Below are 23002 nucleotides of genomic sequence, written 5' to 3' on the forward strand. Positions count from 1 at the left end.
GGGATGTGTATCCCATCTCCTTGCTTGTTATTTAAATAGGAAGGAAGCTTTATATAAAGCCAGTTAGATATAAAAGTTGGCCCTCTAAAGCAATTTCTTATCTTGCCAGTTGCTCGACTTTTCTTAGGTGATCGTCAATCGTTTGATTTGTTACATATACACCAAACGAGCTGTTTTTTACATCAGGTCCTTGCAAGATGCGGTTTGCAATTTGATCGCCAACATGTGGATAGAAGTGGTGGCCATCAAGATAATTATCAAGGTCAAGTGTTACCTTATTGGGATACATAAAATTGTACACGCCGCCAAACACATCCGTTACATCACGCAGCCAGCGTTCATAATCATCCAGTTGCCCTTCTTCAACCATGGTTTGAAAGAGCTTCGCTGAAATCGGCGTGGTAAAAATAATAAATTCAACATCCGGGTGGCGTTTTTTAAAGAGCATTAAATATTCTTTATATCTTGGGTTATATTGATAATTTCTTCCGTAAAACTCATCTCGAAACCGTTCAATCTTTTCTGATGTGTTCTTTAGTTTTTCTTTTGTATTGATATTTTTAGCAGAGGCCACATTATAGCGGTCATAGACACGCAGGTCATTGACCTCATTGCTTTTGGACATGTTAAAGTTTTGCAGAGAGTACTTGAAAATGTCTGAAGAAATCAAGTTTCTGGCACGGTAAAATCGCTGCTGCACTTTGGCTTCATAGTTTTTCAAAGAAATGGGCTGTTCACTTTCCTGGATGCTAGATTTGAAAAAATCAACGCCAATAATAACGCGTTTAACCTTTTGTGTGCTTTGCTCCTTTGCAAATTGCAAAAAAGTATCATATTCTCTAATGGACATGTTGTTTACAGCAAAATTATAAGCTTTCATGCCTTTAAAACGATTTTGATTAATATAGGTCGTCCGGCTGCTCCCGAGAATAATAGTATCGTAGGAAAAATCCTGAAAGTAAATTCGGTTTGTCTTTTGCTCCCGTTCATCCACAGATATTTGATGATCATTGTACGAGTGATTATGCCCATAGGTCCAATAGGGATCTATATAAAAGTTAAAAGCAGCCATTCCACTCAAAACAAAAATAACAGGGAGAAAAAAAATAACGATAAATTGCTTAGCTTGTTTCATGATGATCCACCTTAAAAGTTAAAATAGAGGAAAGCGGTCACTTGTTGTAATTGCATCACAGAATAAAGAAAAAGAACAGAAGCATACAAAGCGATGGTTTTTTTAGGCTCAAACTCATCTCTCCATTGAATGGAGTTTTTAGCAAATAAAACAATGAGAAAACCGCCAATAATGTAAAGCAGTACCTCTAGGAATGAACTGCCGAGTTCAAAATTAAATAAAACCGGACTGCCAAGCGGAATATGTAACGCTTCAATCACTTCTTTAGGTAAATAGACGCCATTAAGCCCAAACATGCTCTTTAATACATGGAGGGCCGTTTCAAAATCAGGAGATCGGAAGAATACCCATGATAGATTTACGAAGTTAAAGGTAATAAACCAGGCAAGCCATTTATTCATCGAATGCCCAGCGCGTTTCCATGCACGAGCAATAACGCTTGCTATCCCGTGCATCATTCCCCAAATGATAAAGGTCCAGCCGGCTCCGTGCCAAAAACCACTTATGAAGAAAATGATCAGTATATTGATATAAGTCCTAGCCGCTCCTTTGCGGCTGCCACCGAGCGGAATATAAATATACTGAGTTAAAAAGGTATTTAACGTAATGTGCCATCTCCTCCAAAAATCCTGAATATCGAGCGCTTTGTAAGGAGAAAAGAAGTTCTTAGGCAAATGAATATTAAATAACAGGCCAGCACCAATTGCCATATCAGAGTAGCCGCTAAAATCGAAATAAAGCTGGAACGTATAAGCGAGTGCTGTCATCCATCCATCCACAAATGTCAACTGATCAGCTAGTGCATATCCTTTGTTAGCCCAGACTGCGAAAGAATCAGCAATGATGACTTTTTTAAACAAACCGATGCTAAATATAAGCAATCCAAGCGCAAAATTCTGCGGATTTAATCGGCGGTTTTCCTTTTGCTGGAACTGTCCCATTACTTGACTGTGATGAACAATCGGACCGGCAATCAACTGCGGAAAGAATGTAACAAACAAACAGTAGTCTAAAAAATTGTATCCTTTTGTTTCGCCGCGAAAAGAATCCACTAAATAACCGATTTGCTGAAACGTATAAAAAGAAATGGCCAGCGGCAAAATCAGTTGTTTCAAAGGAATAGATTCATTAAATAGGAAATTGATATTTTCCATGAAAAAATCATAGTATTTAAAATAGCCGAGCAGGACAACGTTGAAGATAATGCCGCTCGTTAAAATTAATTTTTTTCTGGAAACAGAATATTGTTTGCCAAGCAATGTACCGACGATAAAATTTACAACGAGTGAACAAAGAATGAGCGGTAAGTATAGCGGGTTCCACCAAGCATAGAAAAATAAGGAACCGCCAAGAAGCCATGCTTTAGCAAGTGTAAAACTCCAATTATTAAATAGGAAGTAAACCAATAAAACAATAGGAAGAAACAGAAAAATAAATTCAAATGAATTAAAAATCAAGTGGATCTCCTCCAAAAAACATCGGAAAATAATGGCGAACTAATCATACTATAATCACCAAATGAATACAATGACACGTTATTTTCTCGCTTTAAGATATTATATCCAGTAAATGAAAATATTTCTTGTGAAAATGAAGAGATATGGTACAATAAAAGTATAGTTTTCTGTTTTGTAATTTGACAATAATGAAGTGGCAACGGTTGGATGGCCCGGAAGCATCTGCTCTTAATGAGCAGATGCTTTTTCTTTTTGGGAAAAAGTGGTCAAAATAGATTGGCAGTTTGGTATAATTGTACTAGTTTAGAAAAAGAGGGGGACATAGTTTTGCGAAAGAAAAAAACAGGACTGCTGCTTTTTTTGCTTGTCCTGCTGCTAGCTTTCCCGATGGAGAGTCTGGCTAAAACAACAGCATTGAGCAATGGCGTCAATTGGAGACATGTCTATACAAAAGTGAATGGGAAATATCAGTCGATTAATATTATGGCAGCAGACTTAACGAAAAGGGGACACAGCATCTCTTATCATCTGCCCATGCCGTATTATCGTCTTAATAAAGTATCTGCTTTATCTAACCGCCAAATGCCGACAGGGCAGAGACAACTTGGAGCGATCAATGCTTCCTTTTTCCATTTTAGTACGAGAGAGCCGGCTTATTTACTTGTTAAAGAGAACAAACTGGACAATCTGGGAGCCGTATCGAATAAAAACACGGATTATATGTATGTGCCGGCTGCATTCGGTGTGAAGAAAGACGGGGCAGCGATGATTGACCGTTTCCGGTTGTCTATGACCGCAAATTCGAAAAAGGCTGCTTTTCCTATAACAGGCTATAATGAATCCCGTGAACAAGAAGAGTTGATTCTTTATACAAGAAGTATGAAGTTCAACAATACAAGAACGAACCCGTATGGCTATGAAGTGACGGTCGAGGGTCTTGATCATCCGCTGGATCCAGGTGCAAAATTCGGTGAGCCTGTTACAGGAAAGGTAACAGCTATTAGAAAATATGGCGAGCGTTCAAGCTCCGTGATCCCTAAAAATGGATTTGTGCTATCAGCGCATGGAGAGAAAACTCAGTTATTGAAATCATTGAAGACAGGAGATCCTGTTTCATTAACAATTAATCCGGAAGAAAAATGGAAGGACAGCCGTTTCATGCTAGCCAGTGGCCCGCTGCTTGTTCAAAAAGGGAAAGTAGCGATGACCATGTCAACAAAGAGTCCCAATGCACGTGCAAGGGCGCCGCGCTCGGCCATAATGGTTGATCGTTCGGGGGAAAAGGTGTATTTTGTCACTGTGGACGGCCGTCAAAAAAGAAGTGCAGGCATGACACTAATGGAATTTGCCGGCTACTTAAAAAGCTTGGGTGGCTATCAAGCATTAAATTTGGACGGCGGAGGGTCAACCACAATGGCTGGCCGTGCCATCGGTTCTAGCAAGGCGAAAGTATTGAACATACCTTCAGACGGCCGAGAAAGAACAGTTTCTGCTATTTTAGAAATATTTCAAGCTAAATAAGAATAGGAAAGAGGCTTTCATAAAGCCTCTTTTTTTATTTTTAGCGCCAAATGATCGCTGCTTATTTCTTCGATTAAATATAAAAAGCTGTCAGTTGGATGCTGACAGCTTTAAAGATTAGAAGTGAACAAGTTAGTTGCTTTTCACGTGTACGCTCCATCTTGAAAGATCAGGAGTTTCATTTTTTAATAGCTCTTTTGGAAAAATAAAGGACCATGGCTTCGTTGTATTTGCTTTGATTTCCAGATTTCCTACGTTAAATTGCCCTTCGGCAATGATCTCCTTGTGGCTATCCAATACTTGCAACGGCAGCTGTTCAATATTGATCGAGCGATCATACCCATTGCGAATGAGAACAGTAACATGGAATGTACCATCCTCCGCTCGTCTTGCCTGGAGCCCGGTAAAATTCAATTCATTTTTCCCCGGATCACCAAGCTGTTCAACAATCTGCTGGAGTTTTTCTTGTTCTGCTTCCGGTAAAACTTCCTTCCAGGAATCAGCCAAATCCAACTTGTGCTCCTTAGATGTTAAATCAAAAGCTAATGTCCAATTTTCTTTCTCTAGGCCTACTTGTTTTTCAATGGACGAGGCAGGAAAAATAAATGTCCACGGCCGGCTGCTTTTAGCAGGAATTTCGCCTATTTCTGCCAGATTAAACTCATGTCTGGCTTTAACCTCATTTTTCTCATTAATCAATAAGAGAGGCACCTTGCCGAGCTGAATGCCTTTCTCAACAGAGTTGCGCACGAAAGCGGAGACAGCTAGTCCTTCTGGCTGCTCATCCCATTCAATGCCGGATAGGGACAGCTGGTTCGCTTTTAAAGGCGGGAGTTCGTTGTTTAAAAAGCGCAAGACATACATTTGCTCTTTAGGGATAGTAGACGATGGATGAATAGACAGCTCAGTTTCTACTTCTTCAGCAGATTCTGCAGCTGTGCTATCTGTTAATTCGCTTGATGCGATGGCACTTTCACGTCCATCATTCTTCAATTGATCTGAATCGCTTTGCTTCTTTTTAAAAAATGAAAACATAATTATTGCAACTCCTCACTATTTAATTCCTTAACGAGATGGCCGAATTGGATGGCAATCTCTTTTTGGAGCTGATGGTGCATATCTGTAAACAGCTGAAGCCCCTCGCGTGCATAAATTCTCATTGGATCTTCCTGTTGGTAATAGCGAAGGCCAATTCCTTCTTTTAAACGAGTCATATTCTCTAGATGTTCGACCCAGAGCCGGTCGATTGTGGAGAGAATAATGCGCTTAATGTATTCATCCCATTCTGTTTGGTACGCTGCAGTAAGTGCTGATACATAGGCAGATAAAGACTGCTCCACAACCTCTTCGATTTCTTTTCTGTTTATGACTTCTTCTGGTAGCTGAACCGGGCGGCTGCCTAGCAAAGCACTGATATTGCCTGCCAGTTGGTCCACCTGCCATTCATCAGAAGGTTCGTCCTCGGGGCAAAGGCGGTCTATTTCATTGCGCACAGCTTCCTGCAGAATAGAGAGAAAACGGTCAAAATGTTCATCTAAATCAACCGCCTTATTGCGAAGGCCGAATATAATGCCGCGCTGTTCGTTAATTACGTCATCCAGCTTTAAATTATATTCGCGCATAGAAAAATTGGCGCCTTCTACGATGCGCTGAACACGGTCTACAAATTCATGCATCTTTTTGTTGAGCACAATTCCATCGGCATCTGTTTGCAGTTTTTTCTCGAGTTTTTCTATATCTTCTTTCGCAAAGCGGCGGAACATCGTGTCTTCTAGTGAGATAAAGAACTGGCTCTCTCCCGGATCTCCTTGCCGGCCAGAGCGGCCTTTGAGCTGGTTATCAATCCGGCGGCTTTCATGGCGTTCGGTCCCTAGCACGAAGAGTCCGCCAAGCTCGGCAACTCCTTCGCCTAAAAGAATGTCCGTGCCACGCCCAGCCATATTAGTAGCAATTGTAATATGGTTTTTTTGACCAGATCTGGAGATGAGCTCAACTTCTTGCTCTACACTTTTTGCATTGAGCAGTTCAAAAGACAGTCCAGCTTCTTTAAAATATTCAGCTACTTTTTCCGATTGAAGAATAGAGGTCGTGCCGACGAGGACTGGCTGGCCCGTGGCATGCCGCTTTTTTACTTCTTCTGTTACTGCTTTATATTTTGCTTCTTCCGTCACATAAATATTATCTGGTCTATCTATCCGTTGTTTAGGGCGGTTTGTAGGGATTTGAATGACCTGCATGTTGTACACTTGCTGGAATTCTTTTTCTTCTGTTTTTGCTGTACCTGTCATGCCGGAAAGATAAGGGTACATTCGGAAGTAATTTTGGATGGTAATGGAGGCTTGTGTTTTGTTTTCATCGGTGATCTCCAAGCCTTCTTTTGCTTCAATTGCCTGATGGAGTCCATCACTCAATGTTCGGCCTTCCATTGTTCGCCCAGTGAACATATCAACGAGCAAAATCTTTCCGTCTTTCACAATATAATCAACATCCCGTTCAAACATGACATGGGCACGCACAGCTTGGATCATATAATGATACAATGTCTGGTGTTCTAGCTCGTACAAATTATCGATACCAAACGCTTTTTCTACTTTTTCAATCCCTTGCTCAGTGAGGCTGACCGCCTTTGTCTCGTCATCCAAATGGTAATCTTCGTCCTTCACAAAACGGCTGGCAACACGGGCCCCAATAACATGAAGATCAGCGCTTGCCGGCATTTTACCAGCAATAATCAGCGGTGTTTTCGCTTCATCAATTAAGACACTGTCTACTTCATCAATAATCGCAAAGTGGTATGGGCGTTGCACACGCTGAGAAGGGTGCCATACCATATTGTCACGCAAATAATCAAACCCGAATTCCGTGCCGACTCCATACGTAATATCGGCCTTATAAGCTTTTTGTTTTTCAGCAGGATCCATCAGCGGCAAGTTGAGACCGACTGTCAATCCGAGGAATTCATGAAGCGGGCCGATGGTCTCCCGGTCACGGCTTGCCAAGTAATCGTTAACTGTAATAACGTGTACACCTTTTCCTTCTAGAGCACGCAAATAGCTTGGTAAAGAAGCGACGAGAGTTTTCCCTTCACCTGTCGCCATTTCAGCGATATTTGCCTCTGTAAGCACCATTCCGCCAATTAGCTGCACATCGTAGTGACGCATGCCAAGCACGCGTTTAGAAGCTTCGCGGACCACAGCGAAGGCTTCCGCCTTGATTTCGTCAACGGTTGCACCGTTTGCGAGCCTTTCTTTGAAGACGACGGTCATATGTGCTAATTCCTCATCTGAAAGCTTTTCAAAATCAGCTTCCAGCGCATTGATCTCTTCTACTGTTTTGTAATACTTCTTTAAACGCTGATCATTTGAATCGCCCAGCTTTTTAAAAAACGAAATCATATATCTTTACGCTCCCTTGGAGAAATTTCAATTAAGTGCAGTGTGGGATAGTTAAATCATTATTTTATTTTACCAAAAGAAGAATCGATTGACTAATATATCTAAGTCTCTGTAAAAATAAAGCAAAAGCTATGTACAAGGTTAGAGGGAAAAGCGTTTAGAGAGCCAGCAAAACAGGAAAAAGAAAATAGCGAATTTACTTGTTTTTATAGAAGTTATTTTGAATTACCATTATAATGTTGAAGTGAAATGAATTTATGAGGGAAAATAAAATAAGCAAGTCATTAGCAGCATGCTGATGTTAAATGCTGTTAATTTATATGGAAGAAAAAATGCAAAACTCGTCTGTATAGCTAGAGGAGGTACTTCATGGTTCTCTTTGCCTTTTTGATGTGTGTATTACTATCGCTCGCGATCACCCCGCTCGTAAAGAAGATGGCTATTGCTGTCGGTGCGATCGACAAGCCGAATTATCGGAAAGTCCATGAAACAGTTATGCCCCGTATGGGGGGATTAGCGATATTTATTAGTTTTATGATCGGCTTACTTTTATTGAAACCGCAGTCGCCCTTTAATGCTGCTATCGTTATTGGCAGTGTGATTATTATTATAACAGGTGTACTTGATGATCGGTTTGAGTTATCGGCGAAAGTAAAGCTGGGAGGGCAGCTGCTTGCTGCTCTCGTTGTTGTGTTATACGGCGGTGTAAAGATGGAATTCATTACTCTGCCATTTGGCGGTGAAATGGAATTTGGAGTTCTTAGCGTACCATTGACTCTTCTGTGGATCGTCGGCATTACAAATGCGATCAATTTAATCGATGGGCTGGATGGACTGGCGGCAGGCGTATCATCCATTGCCCTGTTAACCATCAGCCTGATGGCATTTATGAAGGGCGATATATACGTAATGAGCATGGCTTTGCTTGTTTTAGGAAGCACATTTGGCTTTTTGCGTTACAACTTTCACCCAGCCAAAATTTTTATGGGAGATACGGGCGCTCTGTTTCTTGGCTACATTATTGCCGTCCTTTCTTTGCTTGGCTTTAAAAATATTACCGTTATTTCACTAATTATCCCAATTATTATTCTCGGTGTGCCTATTTCTGATACATTCTTTGCAATCGTTAGAAGAAAAGTAAACAAACAGCCTTTATCGGCCCCTGACAAATCACATTTGCATCATTGTTTACTGCGCATGGGATACACTCATAAGCAAACGGTAATTATTATTTATGCAATCGCCTCTATGTTTGGTTTAGCTGCTGTTATTTTTTCTATGGCAACCATTTGGGGTGCATTTATTATGATTGCAGTGATTGTGATTGCTATCGAGCTGTTCGTTGAAAGTATCGGTCTCGTTAGCTCTAATTACAAGCCACTCCTTAACTTTATGCGTGTTCGCGATAAAAAGAATTAAGCCTACGAAAAAAAGCTGTCGGATCATCCGACAGCTTTTTTGGGCGGGCTACGCTTTTCATTCGTTGGTTAGTCAATTTCTAGGTGACGGGCAAGTTTACGTTTGACGACTTCGAGCTCGTCTTCATCAAGACGGTAAATATAAGCGCCATTAGACATTTTATCATCATCACCGATTAAGGTGAGGGATTCAAATTCTATATTTCCTGATTTCCCATAGTTGATAAGCGACTTCATTTCGCTGAATGTCATATTGGTTTTCATGTTGGAGCCAACTGCCTCGAGAATTTCATCATATTTTGTAATCGAGTTGAAAGAGGTTGCTTTTTTAATCACGGCTCTCAATAGCTGCTGCTGACGTTTGCCACGCTCAATATCATTATCATAATGGCGGGTCCGCGCTAAAGCCAAAGCCTCTTCGCCATTTAATTCTTGAAGGCCAGGTTCAAGCTTGATGGCATTATGGCGATCGTTAGAATCTTTCTCTGACAGCTTATAAGGAACGTTAAACTTGATACCGTCCAAGGCATCAACCACGTCCATAAACGCGTAAAAATTCATGCGGACGTAGTAATCAACAGGAACATCCAGTAAGTCCTCAACGGCATCAATGGTTGCTTTTGGCCCGCCAAAAGCATGCGCATGATTAATCTTTGTTTTGTAGCCGACTTCTGGAATATATGCATAGGAATCACGCGGAATGCTAAGTAATTTAATGGACTTATCTTTTACATTTAAAGTAGCCAGCATTAAGGCATCTGAGCGTGTCTTATCTTCTTTTGTACGCACATCACTTTCATCAATCCCGATAAATAAGATGGAAATGTTATCTTTAAGCGGATGAACTTCTGCATCACGCAAGTCCGATTTTTTACGGCCATCATCCATATAAGAATCTGTAAAAATAGTTTCTGCTTTTTTATATAAAAAGGCACCGTAGCCGGCGGCTGTGAATGTGAGAAATACGATAGGCAATAGGATGAAAAAAGCAACGCGACGCTTTTTTCTCTGTCTTTTGCGTTTTTGCAAACGCTGTCTATCTGATGACATATAGTTTAGCTCCTTCAATAGAGTAATGCGGCAAGAATCAACTATTCAAATAGTTATCATTCTCCAGAGGCCAAGTAACATTTTACTATGAAACGCAGCAGGCGTAAATTTAATTTTTGGCATATTCGCTAAAATTCTATGAAGATTTGACAACTTTCTCCTGATAGAGAAGCGCACCTTCTTGAATGACAGCCTGGCCATTCGTTAATTCTGTCATCCAGTCAGTAAATGTTTCCTTTTGATTTTCCTCGACAAATGTCTCTACCGTTACTTTATCGAGATAATGAATGTCTTTGATAGAATAGACAGAGGATCGCAGCTCATTCTCAACTTTGCCAAGCCAAGTATAATCAATCGCAATTTCCATGATCTGCATCAGCCGGCGTTCAACAACTTTTGCCGCATCGATCCCTTCAGAAGCAGCCTTTCCATATGCGCGGATAAGACCGCCTGCGCCGAGCTTAATCCCGCCAAAATAACGAGTAACGACAACGACTGTATCTTTTAAACCGCGTTTTTTTAACACTTCGAGAATAGGAAGGCCGGCTGTTCCGCTCGGTTCTCCATCATCATTTGCTTTTTGGATATGATTCGTCTCACCGATCATGTAAGCAGAACAATTATGAGTAGCATTCCAATTTTTCTTTTTGATTTCAGCAATAAATTGCTGAGCTTGTTCTTCGGTTTCTGCACGGGTGACGTAGGCGATAAAGCGGGATTTCTGTATAACGATTTCCTCTTCGCCGTAGCCCTTAACGGTATAATAATGAGGGAGCAAGGTTCATTCCTCCAATAAAAAATTTGAAAATTAGGCAAATAATATGTTTAAACGACAAAAAGATGGGTACTAATCATTCTTATGATATATGAAAAAAGGAGAGGAGCAAAGCCATATGGTTCTTTGTACGCAAATGGAAATCTTTTTAACGCAATAGTAATTAAACTTTAATGTATAGGAAATTCAGTCATGATATAATGAATGCATCCTCAATGTTGTATAATCGCCAAGTAGACGGGTTAAAGTGGTAAAGAGGTCCTTTTTAAAACTACTATAACTTATCGGAAAAGTAGTTCTATATAAGCTCCTCTCTCCCAGAGATTTTAATTTTTAAGGGTCTTTTAGAGGGATTTTATACAAATACCTATCCTCATCATAGTGATATAGATGAAATAAAGGTAAAATAGGGATGTCGAGGAAGGGATTACCTAATGATGGCTGCTAAAAACACCAATACATCACTTTTAGATACCATTTTAAAAAAAATGATTGTGACGGTAGACCAGAGTAAAGGAGAATTATTCGCGATTGCTGAGCAGAGCAGACACGACTATGAATCCTTGCTGGGAGAACTCGAACAAGTCCGTATTCAGGTGCATCAGTTAATTGATGAACAGGATGAACTTGAAACAAAGGTCAAAATGGCTAGGAACCGTTTGTCGGAAGTGAGTCAAAATTTTCATACATACTCTGAAGAGACTGTCCGTAAGGCCTACGAAAAAGCTCACGATCTGCAAATGAAGCTGCTCGTTTCCCGGCAAAGGGAGAAGCAGTTTCTTGAAAAAAGGAACGACTTGGAAAGAAGATTGTCGACGATTGAATCGACAATCGAACGAGCAGAGCATCTCGTTTCCCAAGTATCTGTTGTCTTAAATTATTTGACACAAGACATGAAGCAAATCGGCGAAGTACTGGAGGATGCCCGTTTAAAACAGGAATTCGGCCTGCAAATTATGGAGGCGCAGGAAGAAGAACGAAAGCGGTTATCGCGTGAAATACATGATGGTCCGGCGCAGATGATGGCAAACGTGCTGCTTAGATCTGATTTGATTGAGCGGCTGTATAGAGAACGGGGTGTGGATGAAGCATTTAAAGAAATTCGCAACTTGAAACAAATGGTTCGCTCCGCTTTGTACGAAGTCCGCAGGATTATTTATGATCTACGCCCAATGGCTCTCGACGATCTTGGTCTTGTTCCCACATTGAAAAAATACTTGGCAACCGTCGAGGAACATGTACAATCATTAAAAAAATCGACAAAAATTCATTTTACAAATATGGGAAGCGAAAAACGGCTTTCGTCCAAATTGGAAGTCGCTTTATTCCGGCTCATACAGGAATCGGTGCAGAATGCATTAAAGCACTCAGAAGCGACATCCATTACGGTAAAACTAGAAATAAAAGCACATCAAGTGCTGGCTGTTATTAAAGATAATGGTCAAGGATTTGATATAAGAGAGAAAAAGACCAGTTCGTTCGGCATTATGGGAATGAAAGAACGCCTTGAATTGTTGGAAGGTGACCTTTCTATCCATTCTAAACCGGACGAAGGAACACTTGTGATGATTCGTGTTCCAATTGTAGAGTAGAGATTGAATTAAGGGAGGAAGACCAATGACAACGAAAATCGTTATTATTGATGACCATCAATTATTCCGTGAAGGGGTTAAGCGGATTTTAGAATTCGAGGAATCATTCGAAGTAGTAGCGGAAGGGGACGATGGCAAGGATGCTGTTGAACTGATTGAGCAATACCATCCAAATGTCGTCTTGATGGATATTAATATGCCAGAGGTGAATGGTGTGGAGGCGACACGTGAACTCGTAGTAAAGTTCCCGGACACAAAAGTGATTATCCTTTCCATTCATGATGATGAGAATTATGTGACGCATGCACTGAAATCAGGAGCTATGGGTTATCTGTTAAAAGAAATGGATGCCGATGCATTAATTGAAGCTGTTAAAGTTGTTTCTGATGGCGGTTCTTATTTGCATCCGCGCGTAACACATAATCTGATTTCTGATTATCGCCGTCTGGCCAATGATGAAGGAAAAGGAAAAGGGTTCCAGCAAACAGAAGTGCGTCGTCCGCTTCATTTGCTCACTCGACGCGAATGTGAAGTGCTTCAGCTTCTTGCAGATGGAAAAAGCAACCGAGCGATCGGCGAAGCATTATATATCAGTGAGAAAACGGTTAAAAACCATGTCAGCAATATTTTACAGAAAATGAATGTAAATGACCGAACACAGGCTGTTGTTACTGCTATTAAAAAAGGCTGGGTAGAGGTTAGATAAATGGAAGCAGCAGGTAGTCATGCCTGCTGCTTTTTTAGTGTGGAAGGTTTTAGCGGTACTTAGCTAGGCCATTACACATCATATAAGGAGTTTTCGATTAAGGGGAAAAAAACACTGTGCAGGGGGGAGTAAATGAGAGGCTGGCAGATGGGTCCTGAAGGAGAGGCGGTGCGTCAGCATCCAGGGATGCCTCTTTGGCGGCCTGACCGATCCCTATTTCTATGAAGGATACTTGCCCGCATTGATCAGCAAGCACCGTTCGGATGCCCGGCAAGTAGCCGGTCGGTGCTTTAATCAGTAATCAAGCTTTGAAGTGCCATTTCTCCTGCCCACGCAATTCGCTAATTTTTTCTATGTTCAGCAGTTGAGGAAAAAGGGCAACTTGACATACAATAGGGCAGAAAGGACGTGAAGACGTTGATACGAAGATTAATGGTGCCTGCTTTGCTGGCTGGGATTCTCTTGGCTGGATGTGGTGATGAAGAGGCAAAGAAAGAAAAGGCAGATCAATCACAAGCAGCAGAAGACCCTAAGCCGGCAGCTGATCAGCCTGAGGAAACGAAACAACCTGTCGTGACTCAGCCAATTGAAGATGTAGATAATGTGCCTCCAAAAGAAAAAGAGGAGTTAATGAAGACGCTTGCCCAGCACGTAGATGCCTTTAACGGAAAAGATCTCGATGCATATATGGAGACCATTTCTAAAAATACAGAACGCAATTATGAGGAAGAGCGTCTTTACGTGAAAAAGGTATTTGATACATTTGATGCAAAAATGGAACCTCAACATACAGCTATCATTAAGTATGATGATAAGAAAAAAGAGGCTTATATATTCGTGGCAATGAAATCTGTCACAAAAGATTTGCAGACAGGAAAGGAAGTCGCAGAAACGACGCGGCAAGTGATGAAGTTTAATAAAGAGAAAGACGGTTGGAAACAAACCGCTTTATCTGCGATGAAATAGTCCAAATGTTCAGGAGAACTGATATAATAGAGTTAACTTTCTGATAAAGGAGCGATCATGATGGCAGAACAAAAACAGATGAACGTAGAAAGCTTTAACCTTGACCATACGAAAGTAAAAGCACCTTATATTCGGCTTGCTGGCAAAAAAGAAGGGATCAATGGAGATCAAATTTACAAATATGATCTGCGCTTTTCTCAGCCAAATAAAGAACATATGGACATGCCTGCCATTCATTCCCTCGAGCATATGATGGCGGAATTCAGCCGCAACCATTCGGATAAAATTGTAGACATTAGTCCGATGGGATGTCAGACAGGCTATTACTTATCCGTCATTAACCACGAAGATTTTGATGACATTTTGCGCATTGTAGAAGCCACATTAAAAGATGTACTCGAAGCAACAGAAGTTCCTGCCTGCAACGAAGTGCAATGCGGATGGGCGGCTAGCCACAGCCTTGAAGGAGCAAAAGAACTTGCCCGGTATATGCTATCAAAACGCGAAGAGTGGACGGAAGTATTTTAAGAATAAAAGCGAAGCCGCCTGTACGAGGCCATCTGTTTTCCCATCGCCTCCCCTTAAGACAAGCTGTCTATAAAGATTGTTTTATGTGTAAAGAAAACTTTTCAAAACAAAAAGAGACTGCCAGTTTTTTCTGACAGTCTTCCTTTTTAAGATTCATCCACCGGGACAAAGTATTGGTCTTTTCTATACACGGTGGCTTCCATTGTTGCAAGAAGATTTCCTTCACTTTCAACAGTGATTCGATACCATGCGATGCGCCGGGTTTTCTTTTCTTCAACGGCTATAGCAGTTAAAGTGGCTCCTTTGCGGCCAGGAGCCATAAAATTCATATTGGTGGATAAGCCGACAGAGACTTTCCCATAAGAATTGCTTGCTGCTGCAAATACGTAATCCGCAATGGCGAACATAACAGCACCATGAACAGTTCCATGAGAGTTCAACATATAGTCTTCAATTTGCATTTCAGCCGAAGCGGTTCCTTTGCCAAGCGCAGTTAACTGAATACCTAAGTGATTGGCGTACGGCTCCTGCTTGAATGTTTCGACAATCTGGTCATAATGTTCAGCATGGATTTCTTGCTCGTCTAGTTGTCTAGTCAATTTAATCACCTTCCCGTGAATTTTCTAAATTGGTTCTGCCCTCCTGCTTTAACGCTTCACTTGAGTAAAAAGCGCTATGTAAGGAATAGATGGATGATCTAGAAAAATAGCATCATACGATTTTAAAACGCTAAACCAGTAATGGCTTATAAATTCTTTAGATAAAAGTACCATAGCCTTCTCGTTATGTAAATCGAAAGTTCGAACTATTCTGTCTTAATGTGGGCCGCTTTAAGAGGAGGATTGAAAACGATAACAAAACTGAATGAAACGAATATACAAATGAGAGGTTCAAATATGAATTTTCAGAAATTATTATTGACAACAAGCTGCGTAAATTTTAAAATTTAAACATATTACCATTATTCCAATCATCGTATTAAAATCGTTATGAGTTTTCGAGAAGGATTTTTCAAACAAAGGCTATATATTATGCAATTGGAGGGCTACACAATGTATAATCCGCAAATTGAAACAATGGCGCGTTCTGAAATGGAGAGTTTACAGCTTGGACGCCTTCAAAAAACAGTCGAAAGAGTATATGAGAATGTTGAATTCTATAAAAAGAAATTTGAAGAATTAGGGATCACTCCGGAAGATATTAAAAGCTTAGATGATATTGTTAAGCTGCCATTTACAAAAAAACAAGATTTACGCGATAATTATCCATTTGGTTTATTTGCTGTTCCGCAGGAAGAAGTTGTTCGCATTCATGGATCTTCCGGTACAAGCGGAAAACCGACTGTCGTTGGCTATACACAGAATGACATTAACGTGTGGAGTGAAGTAGTAGCCCGTTCCATTGTAGCGGCAGGCGGAAAGAAATCAGACATTTTTCATAACGCTTATGGCTATGGCTTGTTCACTGGCGGTCTTGGTCTACATTACGGGGCAGAAGCTCTTGGGGCAGCTGTTGTTCCTATTTCAGGAGGAAACACAGAAAGACAAATTACAGTCATTGAAGACTTTAAGCCAAGAGGCATTTGCGGTACGCCTTCTTACATTTTAAATATTGCTGAAAAAATGCAGGAAATGGGCAAGGACCCAAGAGATACATCGATTGAATATGGTATTTTTGGTGCGGAGCCATGGTCTGAAGAAATGCGTACTAAGCTCGAAGAAACGTTAAATTTGAAAGCGGTTGATATTTACGGCTTGAGCGAAATTATGGGGCCTGGCGTGTCTATTGAATGTTATGAAGCACAAGATGGTTTGCACGTTCAAGAGGACCATTTTTTCGTTGAAGTAATTAATCCAGATACGCTTGAGCCGGTTGCTGAAGGGGAAATCGGTGAGCTTGTCTTTACGAGCTTAACGAAGGAAGCGTTTCCGATTATCCGATACCGTACGGGTGACCTTGCATCCATTACAAGAGAAACCTGCAAATGTGGACGGACAACAGTGAGAATGTCTAGAGTAAAAGGGCGTACAGATGACATGCTCATTATTCGTGGCGTTAATGTTTTCCCATCTGAAATCGAACGTGTCCTTTTGCAAATTGAAGGCCTTGTGCCGCATTATCAAATTCACCTTGTTAGAAAAGGCACAATGGATGGCGTAGAACTTCATGTAGAAGTGGAGAGCGAATTGTATCGAGAAATCGGAGAAGATTTGTCCCACTTGCGCATTCAGCAAATGAAAAAAGAAATCCAGCATTTGATGAAATCCACCTGTTTGGTGTCAATGAATACAATCTTTAATATCCCTAAAGCGATTCCAAGATCAGAAGGAAAAGCAATCCGAATCGTTGATTTGAGAAATTCTGACACGGTCGGCGTATAATAAGAGAATGACTAGATTGAAGGAGGAATTACGGAATGTCTGACAACCAGCAAGTTTTTGACATCACGATTATCGGGGGAGGGCCAGTAGGATTATTCACCGCTTTCTATGCGGGAATGAGACAGATGTCTTGCAAGATCATTGAAAGCTTGCCGCAGCTAGGCGGCCAGCTGTCGGCCCTTTACCCGGAAAAATACATTTATGACGTAGCCGGCTTTCCTAAGGTGAGAGCTCAGGAGCTTGTCGATAATTTAAAAGAGCAAATGAATCAGTTTGATCCGACCGTCTGCCTCGAGGAAGCAGTCGAAGGACTGGAAAAGCAGGAAGATGGTACGTTCAAGCTGACAACGAATGCGGGTACGCACTATACGAAAACAGTGATTATTACAGCAGGGAACGGGGCGTTCCAGCCGAGAAAGCTGGAGCTTGCCGGCTCGGAAAAATACGAAGGAAAGAACCTTCACTATTTTATCAACGACCTGAACCAGTTTGCCGGAAAAAAAGTACAGGTCTTCGGTGGCGGCGACTCGGCGGTGGACTGGGCGCTGATGCTGGAGCCGATCGCCGAGCAGGTGACCATTGCCCACCGCCGCGATAAATTCCGTGCCCACGAGCACAGTGTGGAAACAATGAAGAATTCTTCAGTCAATATCAAAACGCCATTTGTGCCGACTGAACTTGTTGGGGAAGAGAGAATCGAACAGGTCATTCTCCAAGAAGTGAAAGGGGAACAGCAAGAGGTGATCGAGGTCGATGATGTCGTCGTTACTTACGGATTTGTTTCTTCCCTCGGTCCCATTAAAAACTGGGGACTAGACATTGAGAAGAACAGCATCGTTGTCAATTCTCGGATGGAAACGAACATCCCGGGGATTTACGCAGCGGGAGATATTTGTACGTATGAAGGAAAGGTAAAGCTGATTGCGAGCGGCTTCGGTGAAGCGCCGACGGCTGTCAGCAACGCGAAAGTATACATTGATCCAAAAGCGAAAGTACAGCCGTTACATAGTACGTCTGTAATGGGAGATGCAAAATAATCGAGAGATTGCTTATCAACAAAGGAGGAACACTACATCATGCCGACATATACTATTGTCGATAAAGACACTTGTATAGCCTGCGGAGCTTGCGGAGCGAGCGCGCCGGATATCTTTGACTATGATGACGAGGGGATTTCCTACGTTATTTTGGATGACAACGAAGGAACAGCTGAAGTGCCAGATGATTTGTTGGATGATTTAGAGGATGCAGCAGAGGGCTGTCCGACAGAATCTATTAAAATCGCTGGTCAGCCATTTTGTGCAGAAAGAGTCTAAAGTCAATATTCCTTTCATAAGATATACATAGAAACGCCGGTCTTATAGACCGGCGTTTCTATGTATATGGGCAATTAAGAAAATTTCATTAAAAATTATCAGAATATATTTGCATTGTGTATAACAATAATTTATAATTACGTTATAAAAATGTTATATATAAGTTTTAGGACTGCGATAGAATTAAAGGAGGAGCAGACAATGTCTAATCTGACAATGATGACAGAAGAAGAAAAGTTAGCACAATTTATGCAGCGGATTGAAGCTGGGGATAAAATTGAAGCGGATGACTGGATGCCTGAAGAATACCGCATGGCGCTTGTTAAGTTAATTTCTATGCATGGGATCAGCGAAATAATGGGAGCGCTTCCAGAGAAAGAGTGGGTGCCGAAAGCTCCTTCCCTTCATAGAAAGCTCGGCATTATGGCGAAAGTGCAGGATGAAATGGGACACGGACAGCTTCTTCTTCGCGTAGCAGAAGACTTGTTGAAACCATACGGCAAAAACCGCGGTGACTTAATGCAGGATTTATTCAACGGTGACTTGAAGTTCCATAACGTTTTTCACATGGATACAAGAACATGGGGAGATGCAGGGTTAATCGGATGGCTTGTTGACGGTGCAGCGATTATTACGCAAACAAATATGCTTGGTTCTTCCTACGGACCGTATGCAAGAGCACTGCAGCGCATTTGTGCAGAGGAAGTGTTTCATGCACAGCACGGTGAAGCGATCATCATGGCGCTTGCAGAAGGAACAGAAGAACAAAGAGCGATGATCCAGGACGCATTAAATCGCTGGTGGGATGCACTGCTTATGTTCTTCGGGCCAGCAAGTAAAGACACAACTGGTTCTTCTAAACAGGACGTGACCATTAAATATAAGATCCGCACAAAAACAAACGAGCAATTGAGACAGGATTTCTTTGATAAATATATTCCGCGCATTCTATCACTGGGATTAAAGCTTCCAGACTCCACTATGCATTATGACGAGGAAAATAAAGTGTGGGTTTACCAGCAGCCAGATTGGTCAGAATTCAAGAAAATTATTAAAAATCAAGGTCCGCGTTCTCAAGCACGCTTGAACTTGCGCAGAACTTCTTATGAAAATAATGCCTGGGTGCGCGATGCCCTTGCAGCTACAGTAAGCTAAGCGAATCGAGAGGAGCAGAAGGAAAATGGCAGAAAAAACATTTTACCAAGAATATGAAGTATTCAGCAAGCGGACGCCGAGCTCTGCATTTCAGCATCAGTTCAGCCTGCTTGCCCCGAACGAAGACATGGCGCTTATCATGGCTCAAGAGAACTTTATGCGTCGCGAGCCGGTTGCCGACATTTGGATCGTCAATAGAAAACATATTCGGTCAATGGATGCAGAGGAAAAATTAACACTTGGCCGGTTAGATAATAAGCAGTACCGCACGACAAAAGGGTATGGTTACTTAAAGAAAAAGTGGCGTCATTATGAACAGCAAATGCTTGATGAAAAAGAAATCTTGTCATGGGGAGGAGACGGCAAATGAGCAGCACAGAAAACAACGTATTAAGCCCGGAATATAAAGAAGCAGTAACGAATCTGTTATTTCAACTGGCAGATGACGACTTCTTAATTTCCTTCCGCGGCTCTGAATGGCTCGGGCTCGCTCCTCATATCGAGGAAGACGTTGCTTCCTCATCTATCAGCCAAGATACAATGGGGCATGCGGCAATGTATTACTCTCTCCTTGAAGAACTAGAGGCAGGAAAAGCGGATGACCTTGCTCATCTGCGTCCGGCTCAGGAAAGAAAAAACAGCGTGCTTGCTGAACGTGTGAACGGTGAAGGTTATTACATGGAGACACCTCAGTACGATTGGGCGTATGCTGTCGTTAGAAATTTCTTTTATGCTCAAGCAAAAAAAGTGAAAATTGACTCTTTGCGTCAAAGCTCTTACCAACCGCTTGCGGAAACAGCCGTGAAAGTGAACATGGAACTTTACTATCACTTGCTGCACTGGAAAACATGGTTTGTTCAATTGTTAAGCTCAACAGATGAAGCGAAACAAAAAATGAACGACGCTATTGAAATGGTAATGAAGGATTTTGGAGATGTTTTCTCGTATGGTAATAAGAAAGCGGCTATTGAAAGCAACAATCTGATGGCTAGCGAAGAAGAATTGAAAGATAAATGGAAAGCGAACATGGCACCAGTCTTTGAATCTCTTGGAATGGCAGTGCCTGTAATTCCTGAAACACCAGCTAAAAATGGCCGGAATGGCGAACATACAGAAGACTTAACAGCAGCACTGGCAACTCTTTCTGAAGTATACAGACTAGACCCTGCAGCTGCTTGGTAATTTAATACCGAAAAGAGGTGGCCTTAATGAATACACCTATAGAATCTGCTGATCAGCAAGTATATGAGGCACTAACAAATGTGAAAGATCCAGAGATCGACACAGTTAGCATTATTGATCTCGGTATGGTAAAGGAAGTCAGCGCTGAAGGAAGTCACGTAAAAGTGGTTCTTCTACCAACATTCTTAGGATGTCCAGCACTTGAAATTATTAAAAAGAACACAGTCAGCGCTGTGAAAGAACTTTCTTTCGTTGAAGAAGTAGACGTAGAATTTGTTTTTCATCCGCCATGGACGTCGGATCGTATTACAGAAGAAGGTCATAAAGGCCTGCGTGCGTTCGGGATTGCCCCGCCGCCCAAGCACTTTGAAGAAGATGGTTCGTGGCATGTAGATTGCCCGTATTGCGGGTCTACTTATGTCACAATGGAGAACATTTTCGGACCGACGGCCTGCAGAAGCATCTTATATTGTAAGAGCTGTAAAAATCCGTTTGAGGCAATGAAGCCTGTTTCAACAATGATGTAAAAGTGGAGGGATGCACAGTGGCAAAAGTAGTAGCTTTATATAAGCAACCAAAAGATAAAGAAACATTCGACGAGCATTATTTTAATGTTCATGGACCGATTACAGCAAAAATTCCGGGCCTTCGTGAAATGAAAGTAACAAAATTTAATAAATCCGTTATGACAGGCGGAGAAGCAGAATATTATCTGATGTGCGAAATGATTTACGATAGCATGGAAGATTTAAAGAATGGCATGCGCTCAGATGAAGGAAAAGCTTCTGGAAAAGATTTAATGGGATTTGCAGGTGATCTTGTTACATTAATGATTGGTGAGGAAGTAGAATGAGCCGTTTTGAATTCATCGAAACATCCGTAAAGGGCGGCACGGCGGTTATTGAATTAAACCGCCCCCGCCAACTGAATGCGCTGAATCGTAAAATGGTCGGTGAGATCGTAGAAGCGATCGAGACATTCGACCGTGACGAAGAAGTTCTTGCCATCTTGTTGACGGGAAAAGGACATTCTTTCTCAGCTGGTGCGGACATTGATGAAATGGCAGAAGATGATCCGATCCGCCTTGAGCTTTTAAATCAGTTTGCCGATTGGGACAGGCTATCATTAGTGAAAAAGCCGATTATCGGCGCTGTTAAAGGGTTTGTCTTTGGCGGCGGATTCGAGCTAGCGCTCAGCTGTGACATATTGATCGCGGCAGCCGGCACGGAGTTTTCCTTTCCTGAAGTGTCGATCGGTGTCATGCCGGGGGCAGGCGGTACACAAAGACTGACAAAGCTCGTTGGCCGCACGAAAGCGCTGGAATGGCTATGGACAGGTGAACGGATTCCAGCAGAGGCTGCTCTTGCTCACGGGGTCATTAATAAAATTGTCGCGCCGGAGCTACTAATGGAAGAAGCGATGAAGTTTGCAGGCAGAATTGCGAAACAGCCGCCTCTTTCCGTACGGCTCATCAAAGATTCGGTCAATAAGGCAGTCGATTACTCGCTGTATGAAGGCATGCAGTATGAACGAAAAAATTTCTATTTGTTGTTTGCCTCGCAGGATCAAAAAGAAGGCATGAATGCGTTTGTCGAAAAAAGGAAACCGAATTATAGAGGAAGGTAAGGGGGCTTTGTCGAATGTTTGAAACGATCCGTTATGACGTGAAAGACGGAGTCGCCTGGCTCTTTTTAAACAGGCCTGACAAGCTGAATGCGTTTACAGCGCAAATGAACCGCGAGATTAAAGACGCGGTCAAAGCTGCCTCACAGGATGATGAGGTGCGCTGTATCGTGATTACAGGAGAAGGACGGGCATTTTGCTCCGGCCAGGACTTGTCGGAAGTAGATGAAAATATGGACCATGGTGACATTTTAAGAAAACATTATGGGCCAATGGTTAAACAAATCAGACAATGTGAAAAGCCGATTGTGGCTGCTGTTAATGGGGTAGCTGCCGGTGCAGGATTTTCCTTGGCGCTGGCTTGTGATTTCAGACTGGTTTCGGAGAAAGCTAGCTTTGTCAATGCCTTTGTTCATGTAGGACTCATTCCTGACTCAGGCAATCTTTATTTCCTCACGCAGCTTGTCGGCCAGGCAAAAGCAGCAGAATTATCGATTTTGGGAGAGAAAGTGCCAGCAGAAAAAGCGGTGGCGCTCGGCCTTGCCAACCAGATGATTTCCGCAGAAACATTCACAGACGAAGTGAGCGCATTTGCGGCTCGCCTTGCCGCTATGCCAACAAAAGCAATTGGCTTAATTAAACGCTCATTGAAAGCCGCTTCTGTGCTTTCTTTTGAAGACTACCTTGAGCAAGAAGCACAAGGACAGCGGACAGCAGGATTAACGGCTGATCACCGCGAGGGTGTCGAAGCATTCATGCAAAAAAGAAAACCTGTTTTCTCAGGGAAATAAAGGGAGTGGAA

Annotated in this window: 23 protein-coding genes; 16 read left to right on the top strand and 7 right to left on the bottom strand. The window is 42.0% G+C overall.

Going from position 1 to position 23002, the window contains the following annotated elements; genetic code table 11:
• Window positions 1–97 precede the first annotated feature (97 nt).
• Together MKZ02_RS04890 and MKZ02_RS04895 are read right to left on the bottom strand one after the other, a co-directional pair.
• Window positions 98–1135, bottom strand: coding sequence for a hypothetical protein (locus tag MKZ02_RS04890; protein ID WP_120034978.1), 1038 nt, complete (start codon window positions 1133–1135; stop codon window positions 98–100).
• 11 nt (window positions 1136–1146) lie between these two features.
• Window positions 1147–2592 (bottom strand): MBOAT family O-acyltransferase, encoded by a 1446-nt coding sequence (locus MKZ02_RS04895; protein ID WP_120034976.1) that lies wholly within the window; start codon window positions 2590–2592, stop codon window positions 1147–1149.
• Window positions 2593–2919: 327 nt separating this feature from the next.
• On the opposite strand from MKZ02_RS04895, the gene MKZ02_RS04900 reads away from it, so the two are divergent.
• Window positions 2920–4113 carry a phosphodiester glycosidase family protein gene (locus MKZ02_RS04900; protein WP_340852187.1) on the top strand — a complete coding sequence of 398 codons (1194 nt, stop codon included), beginning with the start codon at window positions 2920–2922 and terminating at the stop codon, window positions 4111–4113.
• Between the two features lie 132 nt (window positions 4114–4245).
• Here the strand turns inward: MKZ02_RS04900 and MKZ02_RS04905 are convergent, their stop codons facing one another.
• Both MKZ02_RS04905 and secA2 read right to left on the bottom strand, forming a co-directional pair.
• Window positions 4246–5148 carry an accessory Sec system S-layer assembly protein gene (locus MKZ02_RS04905; protein ID WP_340852188.1) on the bottom strand — a complete coding sequence of 301 codons (903 nt, stop codon included), beginning with the start codon at window positions 5146–5148 and terminating at the stop codon, window positions 4246–4248.
• A gap of 2 nt (window positions 5149–5150) precedes the next feature.
• Window positions 5151–7508, bottom strand: a complete 2358-nt coding sequence (gene secA2 / locus MKZ02_RS04910; protein ID WP_340852189.1) for an accessory Sec system translocase SecA2 — start codon at window positions 7506–7508, stop codon at window positions 5151–5153.
• A gap of 369 nt (window positions 7509–7877) precedes the next feature.
• On the opposite strand from secA2, the gene MKZ02_RS04915 reads away from it, so the two are divergent.
• Window positions 7878–8927, top strand: a complete 1050-nt coding sequence (locus MKZ02_RS04915; protein WP_120034968.1) for a glycosyltransferase family 4 protein — start codon at window positions 7878–7880, stop codon at window positions 8925–8927.
• Window positions 8928–8995: 68 nt separating this feature from the next.
• On the opposite strand, the gene MKZ02_RS04920 is transcribed toward MKZ02_RS04915, so the two are convergent.
• Window positions 8996–9976 carry an LCP family protein gene (locus MKZ02_RS04920; protein ID WP_120034966.1) on the bottom strand — a complete coding sequence of 327 codons (981 nt, stop codon included), beginning with the start codon at window positions 9974–9976 and terminating at the stop codon, window positions 8996–8998.
• A gap of 136 nt (window positions 9977–10112) precedes the next feature.
• Entirely contained in the window at window positions 10113–10754 is a 642-nt protein-coding gene (locus MKZ02_RS04925) for a YigZ family protein (RefSeq protein WP_340852192.1), read from the bottom strand.
• A 434-nt stretch (window positions 10755–11188) separates the two neighbouring features.
• Between MKZ02_RS04925 and MKZ02_RS04930 the strand changes: the two genes are divergently transcribed.
• From MKZ02_RS04930 to MKZ02_RS04945, 4 genes are all read left to right on the top strand, one after another.
• On the top strand, window positions 11189–12343 hold the full coding sequence (locus MKZ02_RS04930) for a sensor histidine kinase (protein ID WP_120037961.1): 1155 nt from the start codon (window positions 11189–11191) through the stop codon (window positions 12341–12343).
• A gap of 25 nt (window positions 12344–12368) precedes the next feature.
• Window positions 12369–13049: a response regulator gene (locus MKZ02_RS04935; protein WP_120034962.1), complete on the top strand. Its 681-nt coding sequence runs from the start codon at window positions 12369–12371 to the stop codon at window positions 13047–13049.
• 417 nt (window positions 13050–13466) lie between these two features.
• Window positions 13467–14015 (top strand): hypothetical protein, encoded by a 549-nt coding sequence (locus MKZ02_RS04940; RefSeq protein WP_340852193.1) that lies wholly within the window; start codon window positions 13467–13469, stop codon window positions 14013–14015.
• Between the two features lie 60 nt (window positions 14016–14075).
• Window positions 14076–14543, top strand: a complete 468-nt coding sequence (locus MKZ02_RS04945; protein WP_120034958.1) for an S-ribosylhomocysteine lyase — start codon at window positions 14076–14078, stop codon at window positions 14541–14543.
• Window positions 14544–14689: 146 nt separating this feature from the next.
• Here MKZ02_RS04945 and MKZ02_RS04950 read toward each other — a convergent pair whose 3' ends face one another.
• Window positions 14690–15142, bottom strand: coding sequence for a PaaI family thioesterase (locus tag MKZ02_RS04950; protein WP_445324262.1), 453 nt, complete (start codon window positions 15140–15142; stop codon window positions 14690–14692).
• A 453-nt stretch (window positions 15143–15595) separates the two neighbouring features.
• Between MKZ02_RS04950 and paaK the strand changes: the two genes are divergently transcribed.
• The 10 genes from paaK to MKZ02_RS05000 all read left to right on the top strand — a co-directional run bounded on the left by paaK (window position 15596) and on the right by MKZ02_RS05000 (window position 22991).
• Complete coding sequence (paaK, locus tag MKZ02_RS04955) at window positions 15596–16924, top strand: phenylacetate--CoA ligase PaaK (protein ID WP_120034956.1); 1329 nt, start codon at window positions 15596–15598, stop codon at window positions 16922–16924.
• Window positions 16925–16959: 35 nt separating this feature from the next.
• Complete coding sequence (locus tag MKZ02_RS04960) at window positions 16960–17961, top strand: NAD(P)/FAD-dependent oxidoreductase (protein ID WP_120034954.1); 1002 nt, start codon at window positions 16960–16962, stop codon at window positions 17959–17961.
• A gap of 39 nt (window positions 17962–18000) precedes the next feature.
• A complete protein-coding gene (locus MKZ02_RS04965) occupies window positions 18001–18240 on the top strand; it encodes a ferredoxin (protein ID WP_120034952.1) in 240 nt (79 codons plus the stop codon).
• A 201-nt stretch (window positions 18241–18441) separates the two neighbouring features.
• On the top strand, window positions 18442–19395 hold the full coding sequence (paaA, locus tag MKZ02_RS04970; RefSeq protein ID WP_120034950.1) for a 1,2-phenylacetyl-CoA epoxidase subunit PaaA: 954 nt from the start codon (window positions 18442–18444) through the stop codon (window positions 19393–19395).
• A 25-nt stretch (window positions 19396–19420) separates the two neighbouring features.
• Window positions 19421–19765, top strand: a complete 345-nt coding sequence (gene paaB, locus MKZ02_RS04975) for a 1,2-phenylacetyl-CoA epoxidase subunit PaaB (protein WP_120034948.1) — start codon at window positions 19421–19423, stop codon at window positions 19763–19765.
• Complete coding sequence (gene paaC / locus MKZ02_RS04980; RefSeq protein WP_120034946.1) at window positions 19762–20577, top strand: 1,2-phenylacetyl-CoA epoxidase subunit PaaC; 816 nt, start codon at window positions 19762–19764, stop codon at window positions 20575–20577. The genes paaB and paaC overlap by 4 nt, the downstream gene beginning before the upstream one ends.
• 26 nt (window positions 20578–20603) lie before the next feature.
• Window positions 20604–21104: a 1,2-phenylacetyl-CoA epoxidase subunit PaaD gene (gene paaD / locus MKZ02_RS04985; protein WP_340852201.1), complete on the top strand. Its 501-nt coding sequence runs from the start codon at window positions 20604–20606 to the stop codon at window positions 21102–21104.
• 17 nt (window positions 21105–21121) lie between these two features.
• Window positions 21122–21430 (top strand): EthD family reductase, encoded by a 309-nt coding sequence (locus MKZ02_RS04990; RefSeq protein ID WP_120034942.1) that lies wholly within the window; start codon window positions 21122–21124, stop codon window positions 21428–21430.
• Entirely contained in the window at window positions 21427–22203 is a 777-nt protein-coding gene (locus tag MKZ02_RS04995; protein ID WP_340852202.1) for an enoyl-CoA hydratase/isomerase family protein, read from the top strand. The genes MKZ02_RS04990 and MKZ02_RS04995 overlap by 4 nt, the downstream gene beginning before the upstream one ends.
• Before the next feature lie 14 nt (window positions 22204–22217).
• Window positions 22218–22991: an enoyl-CoA hydratase-related protein gene (locus MKZ02_RS05000; protein WP_120034938.1), complete on the top strand. Its 774-nt coding sequence runs from the start codon at window positions 22218–22220 to the stop codon at window positions 22989–22991.
• Window positions 22992–23002: the final 11 nt, after the last annotated feature.

It is taken from the genome of Pseudobacillus sp. FSL P4-0506 (genome assembly GCF_038003025.1).
In the GTDB taxonomy this organism is placed as follows: Bacteria; Bacillota; Bacilli; order Bacillales; family Domibacillaceae; genus Pseudobacillus.

Coding starts and splice junctions, on each gene's coding strand:
- MKZ02_RS04890 (WP_120034978.1), bottom strand. CDS start 1,135: ATGAAACAAGCTAAGCAATTTATCGTTATTTTTTTTCTCCCTGTTATT.
- MKZ02_RS04905 (WP_340852188.1), bottom strand. CDS start 5,148: ATGTTTTCATTTTTTAAAAAGAAGCAAAGCGATTCAGATCAATTGAAG.
- secA2 (WP_340852189.1), bottom strand. CDS start 7,508: ATGATTTCGTTTTTTAAAAAGCTGGGCGATTCAAATGATCAGCGTTTA.
- MKZ02_RS04915 (WP_120034968.1), top strand. CDS start 7,878: ATGGTTCTCTTTGCCTTTTTGATGTGTGTATTACTATCGCTCGCGATC.
- MKZ02_RS04920 (WP_120034966.1), bottom strand. CDS start 9,976: ATGTCATCAGATAGACAGCGTTTGCAAAAACGCAAAAGACAGAGAAAA.
- MKZ02_RS04930 (WP_120037961.1), top strand. CDS start 11,189: ATGGCTGCTAAAAACACCAATACATCACTTTTAGATACCATTTTAAAA.
- MKZ02_RS04935 (WP_120034962.1), top strand. CDS start 12,369: ATGACAACGAAAATCGTTATTATTGATGACCATCAATTATTCCGTGAA.
- MKZ02_RS04945 (WP_120034958.1), top strand. CDS start 14,076: ATGGCAGAACAAAAACAGATGAACGTAGAAAGCTTTAACCTTGACCAT.
- paaK (WP_120034956.1), top strand. CDS start 15,596: ATGTATAATCCGCAAATTGAAACAATGGCGCGTTCTGAAATGGAGAGT.
- MKZ02_RS04960 (WP_120034954.1), top strand. CDS start 16,960: ATGTCTGACAACCAGCAAGTTTTTGACATCACGATTATCGGGGGAGGG.
- MKZ02_RS04965 (WP_120034952.1), top strand. CDS start 18,001: ATGCCGACATATACTATTGTCGATAAAGACACTTGTATAGCCTGCGGA.
- paaA (WP_120034950.1), top strand. CDS start 18,442: ATGTCTAATCTGACAATGATGACAGAAGAAGAAAAGTTAGCACAATTT.
- paaB (WP_120034948.1), top strand. CDS start 19,421: ATGGCAGAAAAAACATTTTACCAAGAATATGAAGTATTCAGCAAGCGG.
- paaC (WP_120034946.1), top strand. CDS start 19,762: ATGAGCAGCACAGAAAACAACGTATTAAGCCCGGAATATAAAGAAGCA.
- paaD (WP_340852201.1), top strand. CDS start 20,604: ATGAATACACCTATAGAATCTGCTGATCAGCAAGTATATGAGGCACTA.
- MKZ02_RS04995 (WP_340852202.1), top strand. CDS start 21,427: ATGAGCCGTTTTGAATTCATCGAAACATCCGTAAAGGGCGGCACGGCG.
- MKZ02_RS05000 (WP_120034938.1), top strand. CDS start 22,218: ATGTTTGAAACGATCCGTTATGACGTGAAAGACGGAGTCGCCTGGCTC.